Source organism: Streptomyces sp. URMC 124 (assembly GCF_051386455.1).
In the GTDB taxonomy this organism is placed as follows: domain Bacteria; phylum Actinomycetota; class Actinomycetes; order Streptomycetales; family Streptomycetaceae; genus Streptomyces.
The window spans coordinates 1-17629 of record NZ_JBPQTS010000027.1; the positions used below are offsets into that span (position 1 = coordinate 1).

General features: G+C 71.3%; 15 protein-coding genes. 6 read left to right on the top strand and 9 right to left on the bottom strand.

Annotation, left to right across the window (positions count from 1 at the left end; translation table 11 throughout):
* Both ACSNOG_RS08185 and ACSNOG_RS08190 read left to right on the top strand, forming a co-directional pair.
* Positions 1 to 2449, top strand: a 2449-nt coding sequence (locus tag ACSNOG_RS08185) for a GH92 family glycosyl hydrolase (protein ID WP_436751882.1), incomplete at its 5' end; no start/stop codon positions are given.
* A 157-nt stretch (positions 2450 to 2606) separates the two neighbouring features.
* Entirely contained in the window at positions 2607 to 3665 is a 1059-nt protein-coding gene (locus ACSNOG_RS08190; RefSeq protein ID WP_436751883.1) for an FG-GAP repeat domain-containing protein, read from the top strand.
* Between the two features lie 127 nt (positions 3666 to 3792).
* On the opposite strand, the gene ACSNOG_RS08195 is transcribed toward ACSNOG_RS08190, so the two are convergent.
* Entirely contained in the window at positions 3793 to 5001 is a 1209-nt protein-coding gene (locus ACSNOG_RS08195) for a serine hydrolase domain-containing protein (RefSeq protein WP_436751884.1), read from the bottom strand.
* 131 nt (positions 5002 to 5132) lie between these two features.
* Positions 5133 to 5654 carry an EF-hand domain-containing protein gene (locus ACSNOG_RS08200; protein ID WP_436751885.1) on the bottom strand — a complete coding sequence of 174 codons (522 nt, stop codon included), beginning with the start codon at positions 5652 to 5654 and terminating at the stop codon, positions 5133 to 5135.
* A 221-nt stretch (positions 5655 to 5875) separates the two neighbouring features.
* Here ACSNOG_RS08200 and ACSNOG_RS08205 point away from each other — a divergent pair, with 221 nt between their 5' ends.
* Positions 5876 to 6415: a hypothetical protein gene (locus ACSNOG_RS08205; RefSeq protein ID WP_436751886.1), complete on the top strand. Its 540-nt coding sequence runs from the start codon at positions 5876 to 5878 to the stop codon at positions 6413 to 6415.
* A complete protein-coding gene (locus tag ACSNOG_RS08210; RefSeq protein ID WP_436751887.1) occupies positions 6412 to 7527 on the top strand; it encodes a cobalamin-independent methionine synthase II family protein in 1116 nt (371 codons plus the stop codon). Before ACSNOG_RS08205 ends, ACSNOG_RS08210 begins: the two co-directional genes overlap by 4 nt.
* Before the next feature lie 76 nt (positions 7528 to 7603).
* Here the strand turns inward: ACSNOG_RS08210 and ACSNOG_RS08215 are convergent, their stop codons facing one another.
* The 5 genes from ACSNOG_RS08215 to ACSNOG_RS08235 form a co-directional block, all read right to left on the bottom strand.
* The gene (locus ACSNOG_RS08215; protein WP_436751888.1) at positions 7604 to 8875 is read right to left on the bottom strand and encodes a hypothetical protein; all 1272 of its coding nucleotides are present in this window, start codon (positions 8873 to 8875) and stop codon (positions 7604 to 7606) included.
* Positions 8876 to 8991: 116 nt separating this feature from the next.
* Positions 8992 to 9336, bottom strand: coding sequence for a hypothetical protein (locus tag ACSNOG_RS08220; protein ID WP_436751889.1), 345 nt, complete (start codon positions 9334 to 9336; stop codon positions 8992 to 8994).
* 39 nt (positions 9337 to 9375) lie between these two features.
* The gene (locus ACSNOG_RS08225) at positions 9376 to 9645 is read right to left on the bottom strand and encodes a hypothetical protein (protein ID WP_436751890.1); all 270 of its coding nucleotides are present in this window, start codon (positions 9643 to 9645) and stop codon (positions 9376 to 9378) included.
* 287 nt (positions 9646 to 9932) lie between these two features.
* Positions 9933 to 12647 (bottom strand): aconitate hydratase AcnA, encoded by a 2715-nt coding sequence (gene acnA, locus ACSNOG_RS08230; RefSeq protein WP_436751891.1) that lies wholly within the window; start codon positions 12645 to 12647, stop codon positions 9933 to 9935.
* A 276-nt stretch (positions 12648 to 12923) separates the two neighbouring features.
* On the bottom strand, positions 12924 to 13823 hold the full coding sequence (locus ACSNOG_RS08235) for an alpha/beta fold hydrolase (protein WP_436751892.1): 900 nt from the start codon (positions 13821 to 13823) through the stop codon (positions 12924 to 12926).
* Positions 13824 to 14017: 194 nt separating this feature from the next.
* Here ACSNOG_RS08235 and ACSNOG_RS08240 point away from each other — a divergent pair, with 194 nt between their 5' ends.
* A complete protein-coding gene (locus tag ACSNOG_RS08240) occupies positions 14018 to 14572 on the top strand; it encodes a Uma2 family endonuclease (protein ID WP_436751893.1) in 555 nt (184 codons plus the stop codon).
* Between the two features lie 18 nt (positions 14573 to 14590).
* On the opposite strand, the gene ACSNOG_RS08245 is transcribed toward ACSNOG_RS08240, so the two are convergent.
* Positions 14591 to 14947, bottom strand: a complete 357-nt coding sequence (locus ACSNOG_RS08245) for a GntR family transcriptional regulator (RefSeq protein ID WP_436751894.1) — start codon at positions 14945 to 14947, stop codon at positions 14591 to 14593.
* A gap of 1 nt (position 14948) precedes the next feature.
* Entirely contained in the window at positions 14949 to 15941 is a 993-nt protein-coding gene (locus tag ACSNOG_RS08250) for a hypothetical protein (RefSeq protein WP_436751895.1), read from the bottom strand.
* Between the two features lie 125 nt (positions 15942 to 16066).
* Here ACSNOG_RS08250 and ACSNOG_RS08255 point away from each other — a divergent pair, with 125 nt between their 5' ends.
* Positions 16067 to 17596 (top strand): helix-turn-helix domain-containing protein, encoded by a 1530-nt coding sequence (locus tag ACSNOG_RS08255; protein ID WP_436751896.1) that lies wholly within the window; start codon positions 16067 to 16069, stop codon positions 17594 to 17596.
* Positions 17597 to 17629 lie beyond the last annotated feature (33 nt).

Sequence of the window (17629 nt, forward strand, 5' to 3'; positions counted from 1 at the left end):
CCCCCCGGACACCGGCCGCACCGCCCGCGCCCTCCCCTTCCGCCACGCGAACGAGGTCGCCCGCCCGCACTACTACGGCGTCACCTTCGACAACGGCATCAAGGCCGAGATCACACCCACCGACCACGCCGCGATGATGCGCTTCACCTATCCGGCGCACGCCGCCGACCCCGCGCCCGGCACCAGCACCGACACCGGCACCGATACCGCCGCTCTGATCCTCGACAACGTCCGCAACCAGGGCGGCCTCTCCCTCGATCCCGCCACCCGGTCGTTCACCGCCTACTCGGACGTGAAGAGCGGCCTGTCCGTCGGCGCGGGCCGCATGTTCGTCTACGGGGTGCTCGACACGCCGGTCACCGCGAGCGGCAAACCGGGAGGTCCGGGCGACGACTCCGGCACGACCGGCTGGCTGCGCCTCGCCCCCGGCAAGGACCGTACGGTCACCCTGCGCATCGCGACGTCCCTCATCGGCACGGAGCAGGCCAAGGCCAACCTGGAGCAGGAGATCCCGCAGGGGGCCTCCTTCGGTCGCGTCCACGACCGGGCCCGCGCCGCGTGGGACGCCCTCCTCGGCCGGGTCGAGGTCGAGGGAGCGAGCCGCGACCAGCTCACCACCCTCTACTCCAGCCTCTACCGGCTCTACCTCTATCCCAACTCCGGCTTCGAGAACACCGGTACCCGGGCCCGCCCGCGCCACCGCTACGCCAGCCCGTTCTCCCGCCCGGAGGGCGAGAACACCCCGACCCGCACGGGCGCGCGGATCAACGACGGCGAGGTGTACGTCAACAACGGCTTCTGGGACACCTACCGCACCACCTGGCCCGCCTACTCCCTCCTCACCCCCAAGCGGGCGGGCCGGCTCGTCGACGGCTTCGTGCAGCAGTACAAGGACGGCGGCTGGACAGCGCGCTGGTCCTCCCCCGGCTACGCCGACCTGATGACGGGCACGAGCTCCGACGTGGCCTTCGCCGACGCCTACGCCAAGGGCGTCCCGTTCGACGCGGAGGCCGCCTACGAGGCCGCGCTCAAGAACGCGACGGTGGTGCCGACGCAGCCCGGCGTCGGCCGCAAGGGCATGGAGACCTCGCCCTTCCTCGGCTACACGAGCACGACCACCCGCGAGGGCATGTCCTGGGCCCTGGAGGGCTACCTCAACGACTACGGGCTCGCGACGATGGGCAAGGCGCTGTACGAGCGCACCCGCAAGGCCCGCTACCGCGACGAGGCGGCGTACTTCCTGAACCGCGCCCGCAACTACGTCAAGCTCTTCGACCCCGCCGTCGGCTTCTTCCAGGGCCGCAACGCCGACGGCTCGCGGCGCCTGCCGCCCGGGCGGTACGACCCGCGCGTCTGGGGCAACGACTACACCGAGACCAACGGCTGGAACTTCGCCTTCCACGCCCCGCAGGACACGCGCGGCCTGGCCGGGCTGTACGGGGGGCGGTCGGGCCTGGCCGACAAGCTCGACCAGTTCTTCGGCACGCCGGAGACGGGGGCGCCCGAGTTCGCCGGTTCCTACGGCGGCGTCATCCACGAGATGACGGAGGCGCGGGACGTCCGGATGGGCATGTACGGCCACAGCAACCAGGTCTCGCACCACATCGCCTACCTCTACGACGCCGCCGGGCAGCCCTGGAAGACGCAGGAGAAGGTGCGCGAGGTGCTGTCCCGTCTCTACCTCGGCAGCGAGATCGGCCAGGGCTACCCGGGCGACGACGACAACGGCGAGATGTCGGCCTGGTACCTGTTCAGCGCACTGGGCTTCTATCCGCTGGTGATGGGCGGCGGTGAGTACGCGATCGGGTCGCCGCTCTTCCGGAAGGCCACGCTCCATCTGGAGGGCGGGCGGGACGTGGTGGTCAAGGCCCCCCGCAACAGCGCCCGCAACGTGTACGTCCAGGGCCTGCGGGTCAACGGCAAGGCCTGGCGGTCGACGGCCCTCCCGCACGCCGTCCTCGCGAAGGGGGCGGTCCTGGAGTTCGACATGGGTCCGCGGCCGTCCTCCTGGGGCAGCGGCCGGGGCGACGGGCCCACGTCCATCAGCAAGGACTTCGAGGCCCCGAAGCCCGACGAGGACCTGACCGCGCCGGGCGCCTCCCCCCTCACCGACGACAGCTCGGTCACGGAGGTCTCCTTCGGCACGGCCCTGCTGCAGGTGCCGTCCGGCGACCGCGTCACCTCCTACACCCTCACCTCGGCGGACCGCGCCAAGGCCCCGGACGGCTGGGTGCTGGAGGGGTCACGGGACGGCGAGGAGGGGTGGGAGACGGTGGACCGGCGCACGGGCGAGGCGTTCGCCTGGGACCGGCAGACACGGGTCTTCTCGGTCGCCCGGCCCGCGGCCTACCGGCACTACCGGCTGCGCGCGGCCGACGGCGGCGACCACGTCCTCGCCGAGATCGAACTATTGGGGTCGAGGGGCCGAGATCCCCATAAACGCCATTGACTCGTAAAGAAAGTGTGAAACGATCACGTGGATCCAGTGGCGTGCCCCTGACAGGAGGCAGCCCTGCCGGGAGGCCGGCCCTGCCGCGGAGGCCTCTGGCGGGAGACCCCTGACAAGGCGCGCGTCACTCTTCGCTGAGACCCTCTGGAGAACCCACGTGGCTCACCTTCCCGGCCGCCCGCGCGCTCGCGCGGCGCAGCGCCGCATCGCCACCGCTGCGATAGCCGCCGCTCTGGTCGGCGCCACCGCCGGCACCGCCCTCGCCGACGGCCCCAAGGCCTCCCCTGCCTCCCCTGCCTCCCCCGTCACCACCGCCGCCGAGCGGGCGGCGAAGCTGCCCGCCGACGCGTCCTTCAAGCACCGCTCCGAGGCGCTGCGCGGCGAGGCGAAGTCCGGCGACTACCCGAAGACCGGCGCCGTCGCCCCTCAGGCCCCGCGCCCGGCCGCCCCGCGCAAGGGCGTCAAGGCCGACAGTCCCGCCGCCGAGGCCCCCTTCTTCCCGCTGAGCGCCGTCAACAACGACGACCTGTACTTCTACTGGCCCGACGGCAAGGGCGGGATCACGCCCAAGGAGTACGTCACCAACGGCTGGAGCGCGATCAACGCCGCCGCCCGCGTCGACCACGACCGCGACGGCATCGCCGACGGCCTGTACGTCCGCGACAACGACCAGAACATCATCTTCGCGCCCGCGGGCAAGAGCCCGAGCATCGTGGCGGACGACTGGGGCCAGTACGACCAGTTCATGTCCCCCGGCAACCTCGGCGGCGGCAAGGAGTCGGACATCCTCGTCCGCGACCGCGAGGGCGTCCTGTGGCTCTACCTCGCCTACCCGGACGGCACGCTGACCGGCCGCAAGAAGGTCGGCCCGGGCTGGGGCCAGTTCACCGAGATCGCCGGCCGCGGCGACCTCACCGGTGACGGCAAGGCCGACATCGTCGCCCGCGACAAGGACGGCGTGCTCTGGCTCTACAAGGGCACCGGCGACTACACCAAGCCGTTCGAGTACAAGCAGCGCATCGGCGGCGGCTGGAACCAGTTCAACAAGATCCTCGGTACGGGCGACGTCGACCTGGACGGCAAGGCCGACCTCATCGCGCGCGACAAGGACGGCGCGCTGTGGCTGTACCGCGGCACGGGCCGCACGGACCAGCCGTACGACTACAAGGTGAAGATCGGCAACTCGGGCTGGAACCAGTTCCGCCTGATGTACTGAGGTACTGATGTACTGATGTACCGGGGTGATGTACCGGGTACTGACGTACCGATCCGATCCGTCGTGACCTGACGTCACGCGAAGGGCCGCGCCCCGCGGGGGTGCGGCCCTTCGTCCGGCCCCTCCGTCAGCCCCGCCCGCACGTGGCTCCGAGGGCCGCGAGCAGGAAATCCTGCCAGGCCTTTTCCACGGCCGGCGGGCCGACCACGCCCGGCACGCTCACCGTCCAGCCGAAGCTCAGCTGACGGCGGCCGTCCGGTGAGCTGAAGGTCATGGACCGGTAGCCGAAGCCGTTGCCCCGGTTGCCCCACAGCAGATCGCCCGGCCGGGCGGGACACAGGTCGCCGCCGGCCATCAGGCCCTGCGTGTAGTACGGGTACTTGCTGTCCTGCTGCCGCATCTCGGCGAGCCGGGCCGGGGAGAGCAGCGTGCCGTCGGACAGCGCGCGGAAGAAGCGGTTGAGGTCGGCGTTGGTGGAGACCACGGCGGCCGCGGCGCCCCACACCGAGGGCGTGTAGTCCGTGGCGTCGAACAGGGGCCCGTTCTCCGGCTTGATGTAGCCGTTCACGTGCGGCCCGTTCAGGAACGGGGTCACGGTCGGGTACGAGGTGTCGCGCATGCCGGCGGGCCGGAACACCCGGCGCGTGAGCTCGCTGCCCAGCGACTTGCCGGTGACCTTCTCCACGACCAGCCCGAGCAGCGCGTAGTTGGTGTTGGAGTAGGGCAGCTCCGGGCCGGTCGTGTCCGCGAGCGGCTTCTTGACCGCGTTCTCGACGAGGGTTCGGGGAGCGAAGTACCGGAAGCGGTTCTTCTGATGCTCGTCGAGCGAACCGGTCGGGTAGAGGTCGCCGAAGTAGTCCGGGATGCCGCTGGTGTGGTTGAGCAACTGCTTGAGGGTGATGGGCTCCTTGTAGGGGAGCACGCCCGGAAGGTGCTTGGCGACCGGGTCGTCGAGCTTCAGCCGCCCCTCGTCGGCGAGCTGCATGACGACGGTCGCGACCATCGACTTGGTCACGCTGGCGACGCGGTAGCGGTCACCGGGCCGGGCGGGCTGCTTGGTCCGTACGTCCCGCATCCCGCTGGCGCCCGACCACCGCTGGTCTCCGACCCGCACCTCGGCGAGGGCCGCGGGCGCGCCGGCGGCCGTCAGCTTGTCCAGGGCCGCCTGCAGGGCCTTGGCGTCCAGCCCGTCGGGGGAGCCGTCCACGGTCGCGGCGCCTGCGGTGCCGGTACCCGCAGGGGCGGCGGTGCCCGCCGCCGCGGCCGTGCCCGGAGGGAGGGCCAGGCCGACGGCGAGGGCGGCCGCCGCCACGACCGACCGGAGTCTCAAGTTCATGTGTTCCCCCAGGTGTTCGGCTCTTCCGATCCTAAGTGATCAAGCCGAACCCGCAGGCGGCCGGGGATCCCGCAGGCGGCCGGGCGCTACGGGACCCCGTGCCTGAGCGCCGCGCCCTCGCGGGCGGACCCTCATCCGCGCAGCGAAGCCTCCCGGCGGTACAGGGCCTCGCCCACGGGAGAGTCCTCCCCGGCGACGTGCGCACGGACCGAGGCGAGGTAGTCGTCGCGGCCGACCAGGCCGTCGCCGTCGCCGTCCAGCGCGGCGAAGGCGGATGCGGCGTTGCCGACCGGGTTCCCCAGTGCCGTGCGCAGCGTCGTGAACTCCTTCAGGTCCAGAGCGCCGTCCCCGTCGGTGTCGGCGAGGTCGAACAGGCCGCCGAGCACGGGCTCGCAGACGGTGTCGAACGCTTCGGCGCCGGCCCAGGCCGCGTACTCCTCGAAGGTCACCCCTCCGTCGCCGTCCGCGTCCATCGCCGCCCATGCCCGCGCTCCGGCCGCACGGGCGGCAATGACCAGGGGGTCGTCCTCCGTCCGTCCCGTCGCCCGTGTCACGCGCTCGACCCGCGCGGAGTATTCGGCCTTCGAGACGACTCCGTCGCCGTCCGCGTCCAGCATGGCGAAGACAAGTCGCTTGGCAGCAGTTTCGTCCACTGAAGCACCTTCTATCAGGCTACGTTCCTATTCGATGGTCTCTACCCGGAACGCCGGGCCCCACGCAGTGGTGCGGCGTGCGAGCCCCGCGCGGAGGGCGGAACGTACGCGGCCGGACCGCTGCGAGTGCCGGGGGCAGCGGACACGTGCAGGGGTAGTGACAGGGCCGGTGGTGAAACCGGTCCCCGGGAGGGCACATGATCGGCGCACGTGGTGCGGCAGTGACACTGAGCGCTCTGACTCTGGCCGGGTCGTCGTGGGTGTGGTCCCCGGCCGGGCAGGCGGACTCGGGCCGGCACGGCGACCCGGGCCGGCACAGAGAAGGCCCGGTGCTGTGCACGGGCGGCAGTACCAGCACCTACGATCCGCCTCTGACGCTCGTCTCACGCGAGACGCGCGTCTCCGTGGAAGCCCACTACACGTGCAACGTCGCACCGGGCCGCAACGTGCCGGCCACCGGGTCGCTCGACGGGGTGTCGCCGTCGGCCTCCTGCCTCACACTGGGCAGCTCCGCCCGCATCACGGAGGTCGTCCGCTACGCCGACGGACAGCAGTCGCTGATCGCCTACGACGGCGGCGGCACGTACCGCGTCACCAACGGCCAAGTCCTCAGGCTGACGGGCCGGGTCGTCGAAGGGCGCGGGGAGGGGCAGCAGGCGCAGCGGACCGTCGTGGCGGCGTCCGTGGGGCTCCCCACCGAGTGCCTCTCCTCCGGGCTCGAGGGAAGCAGCGGCCAGGCACAGCTGGAGATCCGGCCATGACCCACAACCCGACAACTCCCGTAACTCCCCTGGCTCCCCCCACTCCCCCGGCGATCCCCACCGAACCCATCGGCAGCATCCCCCGCCCCGCCGAGCTGCTCGCTGCCATGGCGGACCACGCCGCCGGCCGGATCGGGGACGACGAGCTCGCCACCGCCCAGGACGCCGCGGTCCGCGACACCATCCGTCGTTTTGAGGACACCGGTTCGCCCGTCGTCACCGACGGCGAACAGGCCAAGCCCAGCTTCGCCACGTACCCCCTGGCCGGTTCGGACCGGCTGGCGCCCGACGGCGTGGTCATCCCCTTCGCCGACGGGCACTCGCGGCAGCTGCCCCGGCTGACGGCGGGGCCCCTGCGCTACGCCGTGCACGCCGAGCGCTATCTGCGCTCCGCCCTCCGGCACGCGACCGTCCCCGTCAAGCAGGCCGTCATCGCCCCTTCGGCGCTCAGCCTGCTCTATCCGCCGACCGCTGTCGACGGGTATCCCCGCGAAGCCTTCCTCGACGATCTCGCCGCCGAGGCGGAGGCCGACATCCGCGGCTGTCTGGAGGCCGGGGCCCATGTCGTCCAGCTCGACTTCACCGAGGCCCGCCTGTCGCTGAAGCTGGACCCTTCGGGGGGCCTGCTGGAACAGTTCGTCGCGATCAACAACCGTGTCCTGGAACGTTTCTCCGCGGCCGACCGGGCCGGGATCGGCGTGCACACCTGCCCGGGTGGCGACCAGGACTCCACGCACAGTCTCGACGTGGACTACGCCGCTCTTCTGCCCGGGCTGCTGCGGCTCGAGGCCGGGGTGTTCTACGTCCAGCTGGCCGGTGAGCCGGACCCCGACAAGGTGCTCGCCGTCCTCGCCGGCCATCTTCCCGGCCACGCCCGCGTGTTCGTCGGGGTGACCGACCCGATCGACCCCCGCGTCGAGACTCCCGAGCAGGTCCGCGACCGGGTCCTGGCCGCCGCCCGCCATCTGCCCGCCGACCGCCTGGGCACCTGCGACGACTGCGGCTTCTCCCCCTTCGCCGACGACACCTCCACCTCCCGCGACACCGCCTTCGCCAAGATCCGCGCCCGGGTCGAAGGCACCGCCCTGGCCTCCCGCGAGCTGCTGGGCTGACCCCGGCGTCCCGCAGCTGACGGTGCCCGCCCGGCGAGGCCGGCGGGCACCATCACTCGGGCAGGGCGAGGCGGGTTCACGTGGTACGCGCTCGCCGCCCGTCGTCCGGGCCCGCCGCCTTGAGGGCGAGCCGGAAGAGCGAGCGCACGGGCCGCCACAGCGCCAGCGTCAGGCCCGCCACGGGCAGCGTGAGCAGGACGACCTGCAGGCAGGCCGCGACCGTGCCCAGGACCGGATAGCCGTCGGCGCCCGCGTGCTCGGCCAGCGACGTGATCGTCCGCCAGTCCGTCCGCAGCAGCTGGGGCATGTTGGCGAGCACCATGCCGAGCTGCAGGGTCAGCGCGGGGATGAGGAAGAGGACCCAGGCGGCGACCACGATCTGCGGCCAACGCTTCAGCGCCTTCAGGCGCTCGTCCTCCGGGCGGCGCAGGACGACCCGCTTCAGGATCGGCGCGATGTACTTGAACAGGTCGGGGATGCCGACCAGGTCGGCCACGATGTAGTAGCCGTCGAAGCGCAGGGTGGGAAGGAGCTGCTGGACCATCTCCACGTGGACGGAGAAGATCGCCACCAGCAGCAGCGGGCTGCCGGTCGCCTCGTACCAGGCCAGCAGGCCCAGCACGAACAGCGCGTTGAAGTAGACGCCACCCAGGTCCGCACGGATGCGCCCGGCCCGGCCGAGCCGGTAGGAGCTGGTGATGTCGGTGTAGAAGGCGGGCCACACCAGGTAGATGCCGCAGCCCATCGCGCCGGGCCGGACGCCGCCGTAGCGGCAGGCGGCGCCGTGGCCCATCTCGTGGAACACGCAGGAGGCGACGGCCAGGAGGACGACGAGGAGGACGTCGGCCGGGGAGGCGAGCACGGACCGCAGCGCGGCGCCGGTGTCCTGGGTCAGCCACAGCCAGACTTCGCCGAAGGCGAAGGCGCCCAGGGCGAGCAGCACGAGCAGCGGCCGGAACAGCCACGCGAACAGGCCGGCCAGGAACCAGGTGGCGCGCTCGGGCAGCACCGCCAGCCGGAACCGGAAGGCGAGGAAGGGGTCGCTCTTGTGCACGGCCGGAGGCGGCGAGCCGTCGCTGTACGTCGTGAGGCCCAGCGGGGCGAGCTTCTTGTCGATGACGAAGACGACGTGTTCCTCGGTGAACGTCCGGCCCGTCTCCCGGCTGATCTCCTCGGCCACCCGCGCCACGGGACGGCCGTCCAGCGCCCGCGCGACCTGGTACAGCAGAGGGGGCAGCCGGACGATCTGCCCGTCGGGCCGGCAGACCAGGTGCGGCGGCTCGCGGTAGCCGGAGTCCTCGAACTCGCCGACCAGTTCCGTACCGGCCACCAGCGCGGGCGGTGTCATGAGCGCTCTCCGTAAGGGGGCGGGGTCGGGTCGGGGGATGCGGGCCGAGAAGGAGTCCGGGGAAGGAGCGGACGTGTCCGCTCCTTCCCCGGTGCTCACGGCGGACCGCTAGGCGATCAGTGGCTGGAGACGGCCGCCGGGACGCAGTGGAGGCCGGTCGCCGGGTTCTGCGAGTGCAGGCTGAGCGAGCTCAGCAGGCCGGCGGGCTGCTGCCGGTCCACGGACTGGCAGGCGGACAGCATGGTGGTGCCGTGGTCGGAGGCCGGCGGAGCGTAGACCCCGCCGCCCGAGGACGTCGCGGAGCTGCTGCTGGAGCTGCCGGCTCCGGCGCCCGCACCGCCGTCGCCGTCCCCGGCGGGGCCGTAGGCGAGCGGGGCGGCCACGATGCCCATGACCGTACGCTCGGGCAGCAGCTCACCCGCGACGCCGTCGAGTTCCTCGAAGCTGATGGCGTTGTCCATTCCATTCCCCTTCTCTGATTACGGATTGCGGATCAGTGCTCAATGGGTGGAGATGGCCGCGGGAATGCACGTCGTCGTGTAGCCGGGGTTCTGGGAGGCGAGTCCCAGGAAGACGAGGAGCGGAGGACTTCCCGCGTTCTGCCGGTACTGGCAGGCGTAGGCGACCGTGGTGCCGTGGTCGGTCTTCACCATCGCCGGGTAGACCGGCTGGTCGGTGCCCGCCGGCAGCACGCTCGAGAGGACGAGTCGCGGAGGGAGCTCCTCGCCCGAGAGGCGTTCGAGCTCCCCGAAAGTGACGGCGGATTCCATGGTTGTTCCCTCCCTAGGGGACGACATCGTCCCGGCGTCGATCCCCGCCGGAGCCTAACCAGGAGCGGAATGTCCGACACTTCGCCAATCCTCTGATCACCCGGTCGTGTTGGGATTTGCCCCGCGAGGGTGCAGGGGCGAACGCGCGTACCGGGTCAGGGGTGGTGAGCCGGGCCACCCGGCTCGGGCGGCCGCTCATACGCCCCGGGCGCACCGGCGCCCGGACACGCGCGAGGGCCGCACCCCGTAACGGGGTGCGGCCCTCACAACTCGCCTGCCGGAACCGCTTACTTGCGGATCAGGCTCCGGAGCACGTACTGCATGATGCCGCCGTTGCGGTAGTAGTCCGCCTCACCGGGGGTGTCGATGCGGACGACCGCGTCGAACTCGACACCGGTGTCGGTGGTGACCTTGACCGTGCTCGGGGTGGTGCCCTCGTTCAGCTCCGTGATGCCCGCGATGGAGAAGGTCTCCTCGCCGGTCAGGCCGAGCGAGTCGGCCGACTGGCCGGCCGGGAACTGCAGCGGCAGGACGCCCATGCCGATGAGGTTCGAGCGGTGGATGCGCTCGTACGACTCGGTGATGACGGCCTTGACGCCGAGGAGGGCCGTGCCCTTGGCCGCCCAGTCGCGGGACGAGCCGGAGCCGTACTCCTTGCCGCCCAGGATGACCAGCGGGATGCCGGCGGCCTGGTAGTTCTGCGAGGCGTCGTAGATGAACGACACCGGCGCGTCCGCCTGGGTGAAGTCGCGGGTGAAGCCGCCCTCGGTGCCCGGCGCGATCTGGTTGCGCAGGCGGATGTTGGCGAACGTACCGCGGATCATGACCTCGTGGTTGCCGCGGCGCGAGCCGTAGCTGTTGAAGTCACGACGCTCCACACCGTGCTCGGTGAGGTACTTGCCGGCCGGGGTGTCGGCCTTGATGGCACCGGCCGGGGAGATGTGGTCGGTGGTGACCGAGTCGCCGAGCTTGGCGAGGACGCGGGCGCCCTCGATGTCGGTGACCGGGGTGGTCTCCATCGTCATGCCCTCGAAGTACGGGGGCTTGCGGACGTAGGTGGACTCGGCGTCCCACTCGAAGGTGTTGCCGGTCGGGATCGGCAGCGCCTGCCACTGGGCGTCGCCCGCGAAGACGTCCTGGTAGGACTTGTTGAACATGTCCTCGCCGATGGCGTTCGCCACGACGTCGTTGACCTCGGCCTCGGACGGCCAGATGTCCTTGAGGTAGACCGGGTTGCCCTCGGTGTCCGTACCCAGGACGTCCTTGGTGATGTCCACCTTCATGGAGCCCGCGATGGCGTACGCGACGACCAGCGGCGGGGAGGCCAGGTAGTTCATCTTGACGTCGGGGTTGATGCGACCCTCGAAGTTGCGGTTGCCCGACAGGACGGACGTGACCGCGAGGTCGTGGTCGTTGACGGCCTTGGAGACCTCCTCCGGCAGCGGGCCGGAGTTGCCGATGCAGGTGGTGCAGCCGTAGCCGACGAGGTTGAAGCCGACCTTGTCGAGGTAGGGGGTCAGGCCCGCCTTGTCGAAGTAGTCGGTGACGACCTTCGAGCCCGGGGCGAGGGTGGTCTTGACCCACGGCTTGCGGGTCAGGCCCTTCTCGACCGCCTTCTTCGCGACGAGGGCCGCGGCCACCATCACGTACGGGTTCGAGGTGTTGGTGCAGGAGGTGATCGCGGCGACGGTGACGGCGCCGTGGTCGATCTCGTAGGTCGAGCCGTCGGGGGCGGTGACGGTGACCGGGTTGCTCGGCACGCCGTTGGTCTCGGCCGGGGCGTCGGAGGCCGGGAAGGACTCCTCGCCCGCCTCGTCGGCGGTGGAGACGTAGTTGAGGACGTCACGCTCGAACTGGGCCTTGGCCTCGGCGAGGACGATGCGGTCCTGCGGGCGCTTCGGGCCGGCGATCGACGGGACGACCGTGGAGAGGTCGAGCTCCAGCTTCTCGGAGAAGTCCGGCTCGGCGGCCGGGTCGAGCCACAGGCCCTGCTCCTTGGCGTACGCCTCGACGAGCGCGACCTGCTGCTCGGAGCGGCCGGTGAGCTTGAGGTAGTTCAGCGTCTCGCCGTCGATCGGGAAGATCGCGGCGGTGGAGCCGAACTCCGGCGACATGTTGCCGATGGTGGCGCGGTTGGCCAGCGAGGTGGCGGCGACGCCCTCGCCGTAGAACTCGACGAACTTGCCGACGACACCGTGCTTGCGCAGCATCTCGGTGATCGTGAGGACCAGGTCGGTCGCGGTGGTGCCGGCCGGAAGCTCGCCGGTCAGCTTGAAGCCGACGACGCGCGGGATGAGCATGGAGACCGGCTGGCCGAGCATCGCGGCCTCGGCCTCGATGCCGCCGACGCCCCAGCCCAGCACGCCGAGGCCGTTGACCATCGTGGTGTGCGAGTCGGTGCCGACGAGGGTGTCGGGGTACGCCTGGCCGCCTCGGACCATGACGGTGCGGGCCAGGTGCTCGATGTTCACCTGGTGGACGATGCCGGTGCCCGGGGGGACGACCTTGAAGTCGTCGAAGGCGGTCTGGCCCCAGCGCAGGAACTGGTAGCGCTCCTTGTTGCGGCCGTACTCCAGCTCGACGTTCTGGCCGAAGGCTTCCTTCGTGCCGAACTTGTCGGCGATGACGGAGTGGTCGATGACCAGCTCGGCCGGGGAGAGCGGGTTGACCTTCGCCGGGTCGCCGCCGAGCTCCTTGACGGCCTCACGCATGGTGGCGAGGTCGACGACGCAGGGGACGCCGGTGAAGTCCTGCATGATCACGCGGGCCGGCGTGAACTGGATCTCCTGGCTGGGCTGGGCCTGGGAGTCCCAGCTGCCCAGCGCACGGATGTGGTCGGCGGTGATGTTCGCGCCGTCCTCCGTGCGGAGCAGGTTCTCCAGCAGCACCTTCAGGCTGTAGGGAAGGCGTGCGGAGCCCTCGACCTTGTCCAGCCGGAAGATCTCGTACGACTCGTCGCCCACCTGCAGCGTGCTGCGGGCGTCGAAGCTGTTCGCCGACACGACAGTCTCCTTCATGCATGAATTCGCGTACTGCGGCCATCCTGCCGCCCCACGGTCCCGCCGATCCGATAAGGTGTGCCTTAGTTAGGCATGCCTTACTGGCGCGACAGCGGTACGCCTCTCGGCAGATATCTCGATGTCGAGATAACTCTAATACATCGCCGGGGAACGGTCATGTCCTGGCGGGCCCGCGCTCTCCGCGGCAGGGGCCCGTCCGGTCCGGCGGGCCCGCCCCCGCCGGGCACGTCCGGCCCCGGGCAGGCCTACCCGGCCCCGTCAGGCCTGCCCGGCCGGCGCCGCGGCCTCCACCTCGCGCCAGAACTCCGGCACACGGCTGTTCAGCGCCTTCACCGGCATGCCGTGCCCGGCACCGGGCACGATCTCCGCCCGCACGTTGGAGATCAGCCGCCGTGCCCGCTCCCGGGCACGCTGCGAGTCCATGGCCCGGTCCGCCCCGCCGAGCATGATCAGCACGGGGGCGGTCACCGAGCGCAGTTCCTCGTCGGTCATGCGCGGCGGCGGGAGCAGGCGTACGCGGAAGCCGCGCATGGCCTCCAGCGACAGCTGCAGCTGCGCGTCGGCCTCCTCGGGGGCCGCCCCCGTGTCGCCGATGAGCCCGCTGAACCAGCGCTGCTGGAACTTCTCGGAGCCGCTGAGCATGGCGGCCACGGCGCCGAGCAGGAAGCCCGGCTTCAGGGCCGCCAGGGCGCGGGGCGGCTCGTAGGCGGCCACCGAGACGACGCGGGCGGGCTTGCGGGCCGCGTGATTGAGCGCCACCCAGCCGCCGTACGAGTGACCGACCAGGTGCGCCCGCTCCAGCCCGAGGCCCGCAAGGACCTCTTCGAGCCAGTTCGCGGTGTCGTCGGCGGTGCGGACGGGGGCCGTCTGGGTGCTGTAGCCCGGCTCCCCCACCCGGTCGACGGCCAGCACGGGGCGGCCCTCGCCGAGCACGGCCACGTTCGACGCCCATTCGGCGGGTGTCGCGTTCTGCCCGTGCAGCAGGACGACCGGGGTGCCGGGACCGCCGCCGTAGGTGTGGACCCGGGTGCTCCCGAAGGACGTCGCGACGTCCTGCTGCCCCCGCGGCTCCGGCCAGAAGGCCATGGCCTTGTCGTAGGCACCGAGTATCCGGGCCCGCGCGGCGTCGTCGGCGAAAGAACTGACCAGTGCACCCATGAGGCGACCTCCCCGCGCGGCGGCACCCCCGGCCGCCGCTGCGGTTCGATCATGGCAGGGGGTGGATCGACTGCCACGGGCGGGTCTGGTTCACCCATACGGGTGGGAGATGTTCGAACGCAGCTGTTGCGGCGCGGATTGCTGTAAACCGATGCGGTCATCACGCCGCCGCACCGTTCACCGAAGAAGGACCGATGAGCACTCAAGCCCGTACCTACGCGGTCGCGGATCCTGAAGCCGCACTCAAATACGCGCTTCAGCGCTTCGAAAATGATCAAGTGCAGCTCATTGAGGGAGTGATCGTCCCTCTGTCCCGACCGTGGAGCGACGTCACCACAGCGGGAAGCATCCGTAACCAGCTCGCCCCTGTCCTGGACAGGCTGGGTGGCACCCAAGGCTCCGGCGATCTGGACTTTCCCGGAAGCCTCAACTGGTACGTCCCGGACCTGGCCGTCGTGCCCACGGAGTCGGCGACAGGCGCCGGAGCACTCCTGCCCGGCCAGACCCTCCTCGTCGTCGAGGTCACCTCCGTGCCCGGAGGGGCGACAGGTGCGGTCGCGAAACGCCGCCGCTACGCCGAGTACCGCGCCCCGCTCTACCTGCTCGTGGACTGTCAGGAGCACTCCTGCACGCTCTTCAGCGAGCCCGGCCGACTGGGCTACACGCGCACGGACGGCCCCCTCCCCTTCGGCTTGCCCGTCCGTCTTCCCGAGCCGTTCGACCTCGACCTGGACACCTCGGAGTTCTGAGCCGCCGGCCGAGGTGCGTCACGCCAGCCCCGTCCGTACCAGGTCCATCACCTCGTCGTCCGACAGGCCCAGTGAGCGCGCTTCGGTGATGAGGGCGCGGACGCCGTCGGTCAGGCGGGCGCGGCCCGGGGCGGACGGGTCGGCCGTGACGATGGCGCCGCGGCCCCGCCGGAGTTCGATGAGGCCCTCCTCGCGCAGTTGCTGGTAGCCGCGCAGGACGGTGTGGACGTTGACGCCGAGGGAATCGGCGAGGGCGCGGGCGGCCGGGAGGCGTTCGCCGGGGTGTACGGCGGCGTCGGCGACGGCGCCGCGCACGGCGGCCGCGATCTGGTCACCGAGGGGGACCGGGGAGGCGTGGTCGAGGCGGAAGAGCACGTCAGCCCCCGCCGTTCGCCGTGCGGGCGCGGCCGGCCAGGGCGTTGAGGAGCGCGGCGGCGGTGGCGGCGTCGTCGACCGTGACGAGGAATTCGCTGCCGGTCGTCAGGCGGAGCACCACGGCTTCGCCGGAGCGCAGGGCGAAGCCGCTGCGGCCGGGGACGGCGCGGTAGCCCCAGCCGCCGAGGTCGCGCAGCGGGTCGACGTCGCGGCGTTCGGCCTCCTCGATCCGGTCGAGGGGGATGCGGACCCGGGGGCGGGGCAGGCCCGGCAGGTTGACGGTGAGACCGTGCCGGTCGACGGTGACGCGGGCGCCCGCGCAGGCGCACAGCACGCCTCCGCCGACCATCAGGCCGATGCCGGCGCCCCAGCCGGCGAACGGGACGAGGACGGCGCCGGCCGCCAGGAGGCTCCCTCCGCCGACGAGCATGGGGCGCGAGCCCGCGGCTCGCGTCCAAGTCGCGCTCTCGCCCTCGCGGAGGTCGAGGCGGGGCACGGCGCCGGGGGTCGTCCCCGCCGCCGCTGCTGTCGCCGGCGCCGGCGGGGCGCTCCGGCCCGCGGCCAGGACGCCGAGACCTGCCGCAACGGCGGCGACGGCCACGGCTATGCCGAGCGTCGCCAAGCCCAGATGCGCCCGATCGGCCGAATCCGCGCGGGCGTTGCCGAGGACGACGGAGACCATGACGGCGCCGAGCAGGCCCGCGACGCCGCAGCCGAGGGCGACGAGCACCCGTGCGCCGCGCGTCGCGTGCACGAGCGCGCCGGAGATCAGCGCGGGCACGAGCAGCAGCGCGAGGGCCTGGTAGGGGAAGGAGCCGAGCGCGGTGAACCCGTCGGCGCCCCCGGAACCGGAGAAGTGCGTGGCGACGGGGTCGGGCAGGCCGTCACGGCGGACGAGAAAGACCGTCAGGAAGGCGGCGCAGGCCAGCAGATGGGCGGACGCCACGACGAGGGGCGCGCGAACGCCGCTCGGCGGGCGGGGGATCGCAGTCATGACACCTCCGTGTCACCCGCGAGGCGCCGTCGTGGCGCCTTCGAGTTATACGCATCGTAATAGAACAACCAATGGCCAGAACCGCCATGCGGATGAAATCTCATATGTGAGATAACGTCTACGGCATGACAGACGCATACCTCGCCCGTATCGGCAAGCTGATCCGCGATGCCCGTCAGCACCGAGGCTGGACCCAGTCGCAGCTCGCGGAGGCCCTCGGCACCAGCCAGAGCGCCGTGAACCGCATTGAGCGAGGCAATCAGAACATCAGCCTTGATATGATCGCCAGGATCGGTGAGGCGCTGGACAGCGAAATCGTCTCCCTCGGTTACGCGGGGCCCATGCACCTCAGGGTGGTCGGCGGCCGCCGGCTCTCCGGCGCCATCGACGTCAAGACCAGCAAGAACGCGTGTGTCGCACTGCTCTGCGCGACCCTGCTCAACGCGGGCCGCACGACCCTGCGCAGGGTCGCCCGGATCGAGGAGGTCTACCGGATCCTGGAGGTGCTGGGCAGCATCGGCGTCCGCACCCGCTGGATCAATGACGGCAACGACCTGGAGATCGTGCCGCCCGCGGAGCTCAACCTGGCCGCGATGGACACCGAGGCCGCCCGCCGCACGCGCAGCGTCATCATGTTCCTGGGCCCGCTGCTGCACCGCATGGACCACTTCAAGATTCCGTACGCGGGCGGCTGCGACCTCGGCACCCGCACCGTGCAGCCACACATGACGGCCCTGCGCCACTTCGGCCTGGAGGTCACCGCGACCGACGGCACCTACCACGCGCAGGTCGACCGTTCGGTCGCACCCACCCGGGCGATTGTGCTGACCGAGCGCGGGGACACCGTCACCGAGAACGCCCTCCTCGCGGCCGCCCGGCACGACGGCGTCACCGTCATCCGGAACGCCAGTTCGAACTACATGGTCCAGGACCTGTGCTTCTTCCTGGAGGAGCTCGGCGTGCGCGTCGAGGGCATCGGCACGACCACCCTCACCGTCCACGGCGTGGCCACCATCGACCGCGACGTGGACTACGCCCCGTCCGAGGACCCGGTCGAGGCCATGAGCCTGCTGGCGGCCGCCGTCGTCACCGAGTCCGAACTGACCATCCGGCGCGTGCCGGTGGAGTTCCTGGAGATCGAGCTGGCGGTCCTGGAGGAGATGGGCCTGGACCACGAGCGCAGCCCGGAGTACCCGGCGAACAACGGCCGCACGCGTCTGCTGGACCTGACCGTGCGTCCGTCCAAGCTCCGGGCCCCGATCGACAAGATCCACCCGATGCCGTTCCCGGGCCTCAACATCGACAACGTGCCCTTCTTCGCGGCCATCGCCGCGGCCGCCCAGGGCCAGACCCTCATCCACGACTGGGTCTACGACAACCGGGCCATCTACCTCACCGACCTCAACCGCCTCGGCGCGGACGTCAAGCTCCTCGACCCGCACCGCGTCCTGGTCGAGGGCCCCACGCGCTGGCGCTCCGCGGAGATGATGTGCCCGCCGGCCCTGCGCCCGGCCGTGGTCGTCCTGCTCGCCATGATGGCCGCCGAGGGCACGTCGGTCCTGCGCAACGTGTACGTCATCAACCGCGGTTACGAGGACCTGGCGGAGCGCCTCAACACGATCGGCGCCCAGATCGAGATCTTCCGCGACATCTGAGCCCGGCCTCGCACCTCACCCTCCCGCCCGGGC

What these genes read in the sequence shown, in the direction of transcription:
- ACSNOG_RS08195 (WP_436751884.1), bottom strand. Translation starts at nt 5,001, where the DNA reads ATGAACTTGAGACTCCGGTCGGTCGTGGCGGCGGCCGCCCTCGCCGTC.
- ACSNOG_RS08210 (WP_436751887.1), top strand. Translation starts at nt 6,412, where the DNA reads ATGACCCACAACCCGACAACTCCCGTAACTCCCCTGGCTCCCCCCACT.
- ACSNOG_RS08215 (WP_436751888.1), bottom strand. Translation starts at nt 8,875, where the DNA reads ATGACACCGCCCGCGCTGGTGGCCGGTACGGAACTGGTCGGCGAGTTC.
- ACSNOG_RS08220 (WP_436751889.1), bottom strand. Translation starts at nt 9,336, where the DNA reads ATGGACAACGCCATCAGCTTCGAGGAACTCGACGGCGTCGCGGGTGAG.
- ACSNOG_RS08225 (WP_436751890.1), bottom strand. Translation starts at nt 9,645, where the DNA reads ATGGAATCCGCCGTCACTTTCGGGGAGCTCGAACGCCTCTCGGGCGAG.
- ACSNOG_RS08235 (WP_436751892.1), bottom strand. Translation starts at nt 13,823, where the DNA reads ATGGGTGCACTGGTCAGTTCTTTCGCCGACGACGCCGCGCGGGCCCGG.
- ACSNOG_RS08240 (WP_436751893.1), top strand. Translation starts at nt 14,018, where the DNA reads ATGAGCACTCAAGCCCGTACCTACGCGGTCGCGGATCCTGAAGCCGCA.
- ACSNOG_RS08250 (WP_436751895.1), bottom strand. Translation starts at nt 15,941, where the DNA reads ATGACTGCGATCCCCCGCCCGCCGAGCGGCGTTCGCGCGCCCCTCGTC.
- ACSNOG_RS08255 (WP_436751896.1), top strand. Translation starts at nt 16,067, where the DNA reads ATGACAGACGCATACCTCGCCCGTATCGGCAAGCTGATCCGCGATGCC.